The sequence below is a fragment of the Baumannia cicadellinicola str. Hc (Homalodisca coagulata) genome, assembly GCF_000013185.1.
In the GTDB taxonomy this organism is placed as follows: domain Bacteria; phylum Pseudomonadota; class Gammaproteobacteria; order Enterobacterales; family Enterobacteriaceae; genus Baumannia; species Baumannia cicadellinicola_E.
The window spans coordinates 447,894-460,126 of record NC_007984.1; the positions used below are offsets into that span (position 1 = coordinate 447,894).

Consider the following 12,233-nt stretch of genomic DNA (forward strand, 5'->3'; position numbering starts at 1 on the left):
AATTACTTCCACGATGGTTTTTGTTATGTATAAAATGTTGAAAAAGATATGCCTAAAATTCCAGTTGAATAGCTTAATAATGTAAGCAATTTTACGTTATGGTAAATATGCAAATAGTTATTGTAAGATTTATAGCATATACATGCCTCCATTGACATGTATTGTTTCGCCGGTAATGTATGATGCCTCATCAGAGGCAAAAAAAGCTACTGCATTAGCTATTTCTTTTGGATAACCAAGGCGGTTAGCAGGAATTTGAGATAAAATTCCTACACGATGTTTATCTGTCAAGTTTTCTGTCATCTCTGTCGCAATAAAACCGGGTGCAACAATATTTACCGTAATACCACGTGATGCTACTTCACGAGCTAGCGATTTACTTAAGCCAATTAATCCGGCCTTAGCTGCGGCGTAATTTGCTTGTCCTATGTTACCTATAGCACCTATAACAGATCCGATACTAATAATTCTACCATAATGCTTTTTAAGCATTGCTCTTATAGCAATTTTAGACAGGCGGAATACAGCAGTTAGATTAGTATCTAAAACTGATTGCCATTCATCTTCTTTCATTCGTATAATTAAATTATCACGGGTAATACCAGCATTATTTACTAATATATCTGCATCACCAAATTCTGCACGCATTAGCTTTAAAAAAGCCTCAATTGAAACTATGTCAGAAACATTTAATTTCATACCTTTACCACTTTTACCTAAATATGAGTTAATCTTATTAACTCCATTTTCACTAGTTGCTGTTCCAATCACTATAGCTTGTTGCTCTGCAAGCATCTCAGCAATAGCTCGACCAATACCACGGCTAGCGCCTGTAACTAATGCAATTTTATTTTTTAGGCTCATTACTTTCTCCAACTTGTTCTTTGATTACCGTAGCCAGCGAAGTATGGTCGTATACCGCATTACAAGATAAATTATTAATTATCTTTTTAGTTAATCTAGTTAAAATTTTACTAGGTCCTATTTCGAATAATTGTTCAACGCCCTGTGCATAAAGATACTCAATTGTTTCAGTCCAGCGCACTGGACTATATAATTGACGTACTAGTGCTTGACGGATGATAATTGGATTAGTAGTAGTATATACGTCAACATTATTTACTACAGGAATCTGTGGAATAGAAAATTCTACTTGTTCTAGTGCTTGTGCTAATTGTTTTGCTGCAGGCTTCATTAATTCACAATGTGATGGTACGCTTACAATTAGCCTTTTTGTATGTTTAGCACCGGCGGCTTGACAAAGAATAGTAGCTCGTTCTACTGCTTCTTTATGACCAGAGATTACTACTTGTCCAGGAGCATTAAAATTGGCTGGTGACACTATTTGTCCCTGTGCCGCCTGTGTACAAGCAGCTAAAATAGCATTGGTGTCTAACCCAATAATCGCAAACATTGCACCTATACCAACAGGAACTGCTTTTTGCATTAACGTACCACGTAAAGCTACTAATTTAACAGCATCCAAAAAATTTATTACCCCTGCACATACTAACGCAGAATACTCACCTAGGCTATGACCAGCCATAAATATTGGCATAGTTCCACCAAGTCGTTGCCAAATGCGCCAGATAACTACTGATGTAGTTAATAATGCTGGCTGTGTTAACCAAGTTTTATTTAGTTCTTCAGCTGGACCATATTCGATTAACCGTAATAAATCATAATTTAAAATAGCTGAAGCTTGTGTAAAAATTGACCTAACATCTTTAGGATATCTTACGGCTATTGATTTTAACATCCCAACTCTTTGGGAGCCTTGTCCGGGAAAGATCATAGCTAATTTAGTCACTTTTATTATCCCTAATTTACTAAAAACGTAATAGTGCTGATCCCCAAGTCAAACCACCTCCAAATGCTTCTAATAAGAGTAATTGATCTGTTTTAATCCTGCCATCACGAACCGCTTCATCTAATGCTAATGGTATTGATGCTGCAGAGGTATTTCCATGTTTGTCAAGAGTCACTATGACTTTATTCATTTTCATACCTAAAAGTTTTGCTGTAGCAGAAATAATACGTAAGTTAGCTTGATGCGGTACTAACCAATCTATCTCTTTGCTAGAGAGATGGTTAATACTCATAGTTTCATCAACAAGATGAGCTAATTTAGTGACAGCTATTTTAAAAACTTCATTACCTGACATCTTAAGATAAATATCAGCCGTTGGATTAAAACGATTATAATAAGGTAAGGTTAATAGATCACTATAACTTCCATCTGCATGTAAGTGAGTGGAAAGAATACCAGGCTGTTCCGAACAACCAACTAACACAGCTCCGGCACCATCTCCAAATAAAATCAGCGTACTTCGATCATCTGGTGCTGGTGTATTACTTAGTACGTCAGAACCAATAACTAATGCATACTCTATTACACCATTCTTAATATATTGATCTACAATACTTAGAGCATAAGGAAATCCCGCACAAGCAGCCGCTAAATCAAAAGCAACGCAGTCCATAATACCTAAATCACGCTGAATTTGACAGGCAGAACTAGGAAAAGCATGACTAGATGAAGTAGTAGCTACTATAATCATACCTACTTTATTTGCGGAGATACCAGCCATATGTAATGCTTGTTCTGCGGCAGAAGATCCCATGCTAAATACCGTTTCATTAGCACTGGCGATGCGACGTTCACGGATACCTGTACGGGCTATAATCCATTCATCTGAGGTATCTACCATATTTGCTAGGTCCGTATTAGACCGTATTTGCGTTGGTAAATAACTACCAGTACCTAATATTTTTGTATACATATGTGTAACAAAATTATTCTTTGGTCATATCGTATGAGTAGTTTTAATGCTTATTACTATTAATGAATGTTTATTACTTTTTACTTTAACGTATATTATGCTTTGCATAGATATTAGTTTATTTTTAATTAGCTTTATTTTTACATGAAAACTATCTATTAGATAGAGCTATAGATATTAAAATTTCTAAAAATTGCAGCTAATATCTCTAAAAAAATATCATATCATTACTAATGATACTTAAGTTCGCTTAAGCAAGTTATCTAACCTGGTGCCTATAGTTAAAATAACTAAAAAAGCAGCATTTGAGGAATCTTACATTTACTAGATTATATCCAGAAAGATGATAATTAATTTTTCATTAAATTACCTTTAATATAATTAGCAATTATTTACGCTAGCAATTACTTTTTAAGTATTTTATATCCTCGATAAAAACCATCGGTCGTAATATGGTGACGTAGATGAGTTTTACCAGAAGTTTTATCTACCGATATGGTAGAAGTTTTGAGTGCATCATGAGCACGTCGCATACCTCTTTTAGAACGAGATGGTTTATTTTGTTGTACTGCCATAATACTTAACTCCTTTTTTATTGAAATGTTACTAATCTAAAATTTTAACTATATATATTGTTCATTATTGTTACAACAGCAAACAAAATAAATAAAAGCATTATTTTTTATCATATATATAATATGATATGATTGAATATATCTAATTTAGGTGATGACTAATATTGTGGTAAGTACGTAGATAAAGTAGACAATTAAGTAAAGATTCGTCTAATGGGGCTTCAATACGTAATATTTCACCACTGATAGGATGTTTAAAGCTAAGTGCTACTGCATGCAAAAATAATCTACTTAAACCACACTTTTTAAGTTGCTGATCAAATTCATTATCACCATAACGATCGTCAAATGCTATTGGATGACCAGCATATTGGCTATGTACTCGTATTTGGTGGGTACGGCCAGTAATAGGGCTAGCATTAACTAATGTTGCTATTGTGAAATTTTCTTCAATCTTAAAAAAGGTCTTTGACATTTTACCGTCACTACTAACTTGTACTATGTGTTTACCATTAGATTGAATTTTTTTCATTAATGGTACCTCTACAACAGTATCCGATTCCCACTGACCTCGTACTAGTGCGAGATAATGTTTGTTGATATTTTTCATGCGTAATTGTTCATGCATCAAACGTAACGCGGAACGTTTTTTTGCTACAAGTAAAGCTCCGGAGGTATCACGGTCTAATCTATGTATTAGCTCTAAAAATTTAGCGAATGGCCATAGTGCACGTAATCCTTCTATAACGCCAAAGCTTAATTTATAACCACCATGTACTGCAGTTCCTGCAGGCTTATTTAAGACTAATATATAATCATCTTCGTATAAGATAGTATCAGCCAGAACTGCTACTTTTTTTAGTTGGGGAGAAAATAGCTGAGTAATGTTATTCCTCCACACCGGAGGAAGGCGTATCTGATCGCCACTTTGTAGTTTATATTGAGGTTTAATTCTTTTCTTATTAATGCGAACCTCTCCTTTACGTATAATACGATAAATTAAACTTTTAGGTACTCCCTTAAGTTTAGTACGTAAGAAATTATCAATTCTTTGACCTGCTTCATGTATAGATATACTAATAAAAGATATCTGAGAATTATGTTCTTTCATATAAATTGATTATTATCATCCAATTTATTGCTAACTAATTTTAACTAACTAATGTAAGTAACTACTAGATTACTTAGGTTATTATTATCAATAATTATTAATTAATCATCAGAAAACAAAAATTAGTATTTATTCGTAAATATAATTATTTATGCGATAGTCAAAACTTCTAATTATTAATAGCTAAAGTCGTCTTGCTATGTGCATATCAGCAATGAAATAATAGTATTTGTTAGAAACAATGTGAATATACTTGATCAAACTAAAACACAGCAATGGTATCAGAAGTAATGATGAATCTAACCGCAACAGGCAATTATAGTTAAAATAATACGCATTCCACCCTCTGTAAATAGTATTTAATATTTTACAAACTACCGTAATAATCATTAAGGTTGGTTCATGGCTGGCTTTGTGTCAAGTAAATAAAGTTACAGAGCTATTAGTGATGACAAGGCTAGCTATGCATTTCGTTTGCTTGCCGCTCTGATGCTAATACATAATCAATGAGTAAGCTATGATGAAAAGAATGTTAATCAATGCAACTCAACATGAAGAGTTGCGTATCGCTTTAGTAGATGGTCAAAAATTATATGACCTAGATATTGAAAGTTTAGGACATGAACAGAAAAAAGCTAATATATATAAGGGTATTATTACTAGAATTGAACAAAGTCTTGAAGCTGCTTTTGTTGATCATGGTGCTGAGCGTCATGGTTTCTTACCATTTAAGGAAATTTCTCGGGAATATTTTCCACCTAACTCTACTAATAAGCTAAATATTAAAGACGTACTACGTGAAGGACAAGAAATTATTGTACAAATAGATAAAGAAGAACGAGGTAATAAAGGCGCTGCACTTACTACTTTTATTAGCTTAGCAGGAAGTTATCTTGTTTTGATGCCGAATAACCCTCGTGCAGGAGGAATTTCGCGTCGTATTGAAGGAGAATCTAGGAATGAGCTTAAGGAAGCACTATCGTTACTAGAATTACCAGAAGGTATGGGTCTAATTATTCGTACAGCAGGGATAGGTAAGTCAGCTGAAGCATTACAGTGGGATTTATCATTTCGTCTTCAGCATTGGCAGGCTATCAAAAAAATAGCGAACAGTCGTCCAGCACCATTTTTAATTCATCAGGAGAGTAATGTTCTTGTACGTGCTTTTCGTGATTATCTTCGGCCTGATATTGGTGAAATTCTCATAGATAACTCTAACATTTTGGATTTAGCTAAAAAACATATTACCTTGTTAGGACGACCAGACTTTACTAGCAAAATTAAGTTCTATAATGGGGAAACTCCACTTTTTAGCCACTACCAGATAGAATCACAGATTGAGTCTGCTTTTCAGCGTGAAGTACGTTTACCTTCTGGTGGTTCAATAGTTATTGATACTACTGAGGCACTAACGGCAATAGATATTAATTCAGCACGTTCAACACGCGGTAGTGATATCGAAGAAACTGCCTTTAATACTAACCTAGAAGCAGTAGAAGAAATAGCTCGTCAATTACGTTTGCGAGATCTAGCTGGTTTAATAGTTATAGACTTTATTGATATGACACCGATACGTCATCAACGCTTAGTAGAAAATTGCTTACGTGATGCTGTACGTCAAGATAGAGCTCGTATTCAGATAGGACGAATATCCCGTTTTGGTCTATTAGAACTTTCTCGCCAACGTCTAAGTTCATCGTTACGTGATTCTAGTCATCATTTATGCCCACGTTGCGGTGGTACAGGTACGATTCGTGATAACGAATCACTATCACTTTCTATCTTACGTGTAATTGAAGAAGAAACCCTAAAAGACAACACGCATGAAGTACATGCAATAGTACCTGTACCCATTGCTTCTTATTTACTTAATGAAAAACGTGATGCTATTAATGCTATTGAAAAGCGCCAAGGTGGAGTGCGTGCAGTTATTGTGCCTAATGATCAAATGCAAACTCCACATTATATTGTTCTACGAAGACGTAAGGGTGAAAAAGCCACCACACTCAGTTATTTATTACCAAAACTATACTGTACAGCTAAAATGAACTTAGCTGAAGATATCCCTAATGAACGAAAAAGTTCCGATAAGCCTTATCTAGCTAAACAAGATAAGTTACAATTACCACACCAAAATACTAAGCTCATTATTGCAACTATGAGTGATGTGGTTATTCAAATTATATCTAGTTTACGGTCTTTAGCTAGTATCGAATTTCTTTTCGAACCAAAATATAACGAAATACTATCTCATCTAATAAAAGGCATATTTTATTTTGCATACTAAAATCACCAAAATTCTTTCACTTTAGTTAAATATAGAAAATCGTGAGCAGCACAGAAGAGATTAAATTAGCTAATAACTTCAAAGGCTGTTCAATAACTTTATAACAAAAATACTCTAAATTTATATTTAGTACAGAATTTTAATTGTATTACCTATATCTAATTAGGTGATATAGATAAATCGAACTATTATAGCAAATATTACCAATTTCGTTAACTATTACCTTGAAAGATTACAGTTTTTATATGTAATAATCCTAACGTGGCAAATTAGTAAATGTTCTGCAGCAATCTCTTATAGAGTATAGAGATTACTACAAGAGATCACTACAATGGTAACATCAAAACTGTAGTACATGTCTTCTCATGTAATTCAATATTATTTTATGAAAAAACTACAACAACCTATATTAATAAAAATTCGTAGACCAGATGATTGGCATGTTCATTTACGTGATAATGATATGTTACGTACAGTACTACCATATACTAGCCGTTATTTTGGTCGCGCAATTATTATGCCAAATATTATACCACCAGTTACTACTATTAATCAAGCTAAAGCCTATCGCAAACGCATCATTGATATAGCAACTCAACTGCCTAATAAGCATCAATTTAAACCTTTAATGACTTGTTATATAACTGAATCATCGAAAAATTGGGAATTAATTGAAGGTTACCGACAAAAGATTTTTACTGCGGCTAAACTTTATCCAGCTTATGCAACAACTAATACGCAACATGGAGTGACGAATATTACTACTATTTATCCTCTATTATCGACTATGCAAGATATCGGTATGCCATTGTTGGTTCATGGCGAAGTTACTAATCCTGAAATTGATATTTTTGATCGTGAAGCTGTATTTATTGATCAGATACTTGAGCCTCTTCGTCGTATATTTCCAGCATTAAAAATCGTTTTTGAACATATTACAACTAAAGAAGCAGTGGACTATATCCTAGCAGGAGATAGATATCTTGGAGCTACTATTACACCACAGCATTTAATTTTTAACCGTAACCATATGCTCGTAGATGGAATTCACCCACACCTTTATTGCTTACCTATTCTTAAACGTAGTAGTCACCAAAAGGCATTACGTGCGGCAATAACTAGCGGTTGTAATCGTTTTTTTTTAGGTACAGATACAGCACCACATACACGTAATACTAAAGAATCATATTGTGGTTGTGCTGGTGTATTTAGTGCACCTATTGCATTACCTGCTTATGCTACTGTTTTTGAAGAGTTAAATGCATTCAATTATTTCGAAAATTTTTGTTCTATAAATGGACCACATTTTTATGGATTACCTATTAATGAAGATTTCATCTTTCTTCGCCGTGAATATGATTCACAAACAGAGATTATTTCTTTAGAGAATGGAGAACAGATTTTATCAGCTTTGGTCAAACAACGATTACACTGGACCGTAAGTGATTAAAGATATAGTGATTAGTTGATAAGATAAATTATCAAATGTGAATAATTTACTCTTAATGAATATTCTTTATATCATGATATGATATAATCATAATTTTATTAATAAATGAGCGCTTATGTATTTATCCATGATAACCTTATGGAAAATAATAGTTAACCCTTTGATATTTAGTTGGCGTTTACTTATTTTTTTCCGTGAATTAATAGCAAATTTATTTATATTACTACTAATAGTAGTGATTGTTAATATTTGCTTGCATATAACTAATACTACACCTTCTTTCATGAAGAAAGGTGCTTTAGTTATGGATCTCAAAGGATTTATTGTAGATCAATCTATAGAAAAGAAAAAGTTACGATTATTTAATCGTAATTTACACAATGGATCAAATTATACTATACCAGAAAATTCTTTATTTGATATAGTTAATATACTACGTCAGGCTAAAAATAATAACCATATTACTGGTTTAGTACTATTACTTAAAAATTTTTACGGGGCGGATCAACCTTCTTTACAGTATATAGGTAAAGCACTACATGAATTCCGTAATAGCGGTAAACCTATTTATGCTGTAGGTGATAATTATAGTCAAGCACAATATTTTCTTGCTAGCTATGCTAATAAAATTTACCTGTTACCACAGGGAGAAGTAGATTTACATGGTTTTGCCACTAATAATTTATATTATAAATCTTTATTAGATAAATTAAGAATTAATAGCCATGTTTTCCGTGTTGGTACCTATAAATCAGCAGCTGAACCTTTCTTACGTGATAATATGTCTAAAGCAGCCAGAGATGCAGATAGTCGTTGGACTAAACAGTTATGGCAAAACTATCTCAATATAGTTGCTACTAATAGAAATTTAACACCACAACAGTTATTTCCTAATTTATCTACTATACTAAAAAAATTTAGTGCAGTTAAAGGTGATACGGCACAGTATGCATTAAAAAATAAATGGGTAGATGAAGTTCTTTCAAGGTCCCAAATTGATAATATAATGATTAAAGCTTTTGGTTTTAATGATCAAAATAAATCATTTAATAGCATTAGTATTTATGATTATCATAAAATTTATCCTATACAGCAAAAAAATACACTACATAGTGCACAAATAGCCGTTATTTTTGTAGATGGCACTATTACTAATGAACAAGAAAGACCAGGATTAGTTAATTGTGATAAAATTGCATTTCAGATACGTAATGCTTGCTTAGATCCCAATGTTAAAGCTCTTATTTTAAGAGTTAATAGCCCAGGAGGCAGTGTAAATGCATCCGAAATAATTCGTGCAGAGTTAGAAACTACGCGTAATGCTAATAAACCAATAGTAATCTCTATGGGTGGTATGGCAGCTTCTGGTGGTTACTGGATTTCTACTCCAGGAAACATAATTATCGCTAGCCCTAGTACTATTACTGGATCTATTGGTATTTTTGGTATAGTTCATACAATAGAAAACTTGCTTGATTACGTTGGTATACATGCTGATGGTGTTGCTACATCGCCAATAGCTGGAACATCGATAACTAAAAAATTACCAGCTGAGTTATCAACAATGATGCAATTGAATGTAGAGAATGGCTATAATAACTTTGTTTCTTTAGTAGCACAGTCTCGTAATAAAACTATAAGTGAAATAGAAAAAATTGCTCAGGGTCATATCTGGATCGGTAGTGATGCGCTCAAGAAAGGACTAGTAGATAAACTAGGTGATTTTGATGATGCGGTAAGTCAAGCAGCTAAACTAGCGAATTTAAAACAGTATAAATTAAATTGGTATATTGATGATGTTAATTTAATTAGTGCATTACTTACACAACTTAATGCTGTATTCTTATCTATACTACCTGTTCCTATTATTAAAATGGAAAATTTTATTAATAATACAATTAGTTTATTCCCTTTAGATCAACAAAATTGTTATGCATTGTGTATGACTTGTGAACCAAATAAGTTAGACTAATAAAAATCATTATAAACTAAACTTAGTTTAGATAAATATTTTATATTGACTTATTTATTGAATGAAGTTAGAGAAAAATATAGTAAAATAGTTGATTTTAAATCCACTGGTGAAATGATGACTATCAAAATAGGTATCAACGGTTTTGGTCGTATTGGGCGTATGATTTTCCGTGCGGCACAAAATCGTGATGATATTGAGGTTATTGCTATTAACGATATCTTAGATGCTAACTATATGGGTTATATGTTAAAATATGACTCTACTCATGGCATGTTTGATGGAATAGTAGCAGTTGAAGATAATTATCTTATTGTTAATGGTAATATAGTTCGTTGCACTTCAGAAAGAGACCCTATTAACATAAATTGGGGTAGTATTGGAGTCGATATAGTCGCAGAAGCAACTGGAATCTTCCTTACAGAAGAAACTGCACGTAAGCATATTATTGCTGGAGCTCAAAAGGTTATTCTTACCGGACCATCTCAAGACCACACACCTATGTTTGTCATGGGTGTTAACCATAATTCTTATAATGGAGAAGATATAATATCCAACGCTTCATGCACAACTAACTGTTTAGCCCCATTAGCTAAAGTCATCAACGACCAATTTGGCATCATTGAAGCTTTAATGACAACTATACATGCTATGACCGCAACTCAAAAAACAGTTGATAGCCCTTCATATAAAGACTGGCGTGGTGGTAGAGGAGCTACTCAGAATATTATTCCTTCCTCAACAGGAGCAGCAAAAGCAGTAAGTAAAGTCATTCCTCAGTTACATGGTAAAATAACGGGTATATCTTTTCGTGTTCCAACACCAAATGTATCAGTTGTAGATTTTACTACACGTTTAGAAAAATCTACGTCATATGAAGAAATTTGTGATATAGTCAAGAAAAGTTCTGAAGGTGAACTAAAAGGTATAATGGGCTATACGAATGAATACGTAGTTTCAACTGATTTTAATGGTGAGATACTCACATCAGTTTTTGATGCTAGAGCTGGGTTAGCACTTAATGACAAATTTTTTAAGCTAGTTTCTTGGTATGATAATGAAACAGGCTACTCTCATAAGATTTTAGACATGATATCGTATATTACTAAGAGATAGTTTGGTATAGTAAAATGTTACTTTTAATTGCTAGTTAAAAGTAACATTGATATGATATAATCATATTATTACTAATTTTTAGAGAAAATTAGCTAATTTTTATCAGCTAGCATATATATTTTAATATTGAAGTATTGATTGCTCTGTTTATATAAACTAAATTATGATTTATTCATAATTATATATTATCTATCTTACTTTTAAAAAAATAATCTTATATACCAAGATCTGAGTTAAGATGTATGATACATGCCCCTATTGATTTTAAAGGCAGTAATTTTACTTTGTTAGTAATTCATATTTATGATGCACCAATAGAAGTAATTATCCAGGCAATACAAGATAAAATAACACAAGCACCCCAATTACTAAAAAATGCACCTGTTATTCTCAATGTAGCTAGCCTTAGTCCAGAATGTAATTGGATAAATTTATTAAAAGCAATATTATCAACGGGTCTACATGTAGTAGCAGTAAGTGGTTGTAATAATTCTACATTAAAAAATGATATTATTATTAGTGGTTTACCATTAATAACTGAAGGTCAGACACTTCAATGTAGTAGCTATACAACAACACCAATAAAATCAACATTATCTATTAATAATAAAACAAAGTTAATACATACTCCAATTAGATCTGGGCAACAAATTTATGCCAAGAATAGTGATTTAGTGATTACTAATAATGTTAGCGCCGGTGCAGAACTAATTGCAGATGGCAATATTCATATTTATGGTATGATGCGTGGACGTGCTCTAGCTGGTGCATCAGGTGACTCTCATTGTCAAATTTTCTGCAGTTATCTGTTTCCAGAGTTAGTATCTATTGCTGGTCAATATTGGATTGACGATCAAATTCCAGCAGAGCTGTTAGGTAAAGCTGGGCGTATTTACCTGCATTGCGATGCACTTTCTATCCAACCTTTAATTTTTTAAA

Annotated in this window: 9 protein-coding genes and 1 pseudogene; 5 read left to right on the plus strand and 5 right to left on the minus strand. The window is 32.9% G+C overall.

From position 1 onward, the window contains the following. Nucleotides 1-129 precede the first annotated feature (129 nt). From fabG to rluC, 5 genes are all read right to left on the minus strand, one after another. Nucleotides 130-864 carry a 3-oxoacyl-ACP reductase FabG gene (fabG, locus tag BCI_RS02155; protein WP_011520608.1) on the minus strand — a complete coding sequence of 245 codons (735 nt, stop codon included), beginning with the start codon at nt 862-864 and terminating at the stop codon, nt 130-132. Then, the gene (gene fabD / locus BCI_RS02160) at nt 848-1,810 is read right to left on the minus strand and encodes an ACP S-malonyltransferase (protein ID WP_011520609.1); all 963 of its coding nucleotides are present in this window, start codon (nt 1,808-1,810) and stop codon (nt 848-850) included. The genes fabG and fabD overlap by 17 nt, the downstream gene beginning before the upstream one ends. A 19-nt stretch (nt 1,811-1,829) precedes the next feature. Beyond that, nucleotides 1,830-2,783: a beta-ketoacyl-ACP synthase III gene (locus tag BCI_RS02165; protein WP_011520610.1), complete on the minus strand. Its 954-nt coding sequence runs from the start codon at nt 2,781-2,783 to the stop codon at nt 1,830-1,832. A 404-nt stretch (nt 2,784-3,187) separates the two neighbouring features. Continuing rightward, complete coding sequence (gene rpmF, locus BCI_RS02170; protein WP_011520612.1) at nt 3,188-3,358, minus strand: 50S ribosomal protein L32; 171 nt, start codon at nt 3,356-3,358, stop codon at nt 3,188-3,190. A gap of 142 nt (nt 3,359-3,500) precedes the next feature. Beyond that, the gene (gene rluC, locus BCI_RS02175; protein ID WP_011520613.1) at nt 3,501-4,469 is read right to left on the minus strand and encodes a 23S rRNA pseudouridine(955/2504/2580) synthase RluC; all 969 of its coding nucleotides are present in this window, start codon (nt 4,467-4,469) and stop codon (nt 3,501-3,503) included. Between the two features lie 520 nt (nt 4,470-4,989). Here rluC and rne point away from each other — a divergent pair. The 5 genes and pseudogenes from rne to minC form a co-directional block, all read left to right on the plus strand. Further along, nucleotides 4,990-6,573 (plus strand): annotated as a pseudogene (gene rne / locus BCI_RS02180) (ribonuclease E); the annotation flags it as partial. Nucleotides 6,574-7,141: 568 nt separating this feature from the next. Further along, nucleotides 7,142-8,206 (plus strand): dihydroorotase, encoded by a 1,065-nt coding sequence (gene pyrC, locus BCI_RS02185; protein ID WP_041574896.1) that lies wholly within the window; start codon nt 7,142-7,144, stop codon nt 8,204-8,206. A gap of 127 nt (nt 8,207-8,333) precedes the next feature. After that, nucleotides 8,334-10,178 (plus strand): signal peptide peptidase SppA, encoded by a 1,845-nt coding sequence (sppA, locus tag BCI_RS02190; RefSeq protein ID WP_041574897.1) that lies wholly within the window; start codon nt 8,334-8,336, stop codon nt 10,176-10,178. 117 nt (nt 10,179-10,295) lie between these two features. Further along, the gene (gene gap / locus BCI_RS02195) at nt 10,296-11,294 is read left to right on the plus strand and encodes a type I glyceraldehyde-3-phosphate dehydrogenase (protein ID WP_041574950.1); all 999 of its coding nucleotides are present in this window, start codon (nt 10,296-10,298) and stop codon (nt 11,292-11,294) included. Between the two features lie 242 nt (nt 11,295-11,536). Continuing rightward, nucleotides 11,537-12,232, plus strand: coding sequence for a septum site-determining protein MinC (gene minC, locus BCI_RS02200; protein ID WP_011520618.1), 696 nt, complete (start codon nt 11,537-11,539; stop codon nt 12,230-12,232). The last annotated feature ends 1 nt before the right edge of the window (nt 12,233 follow it).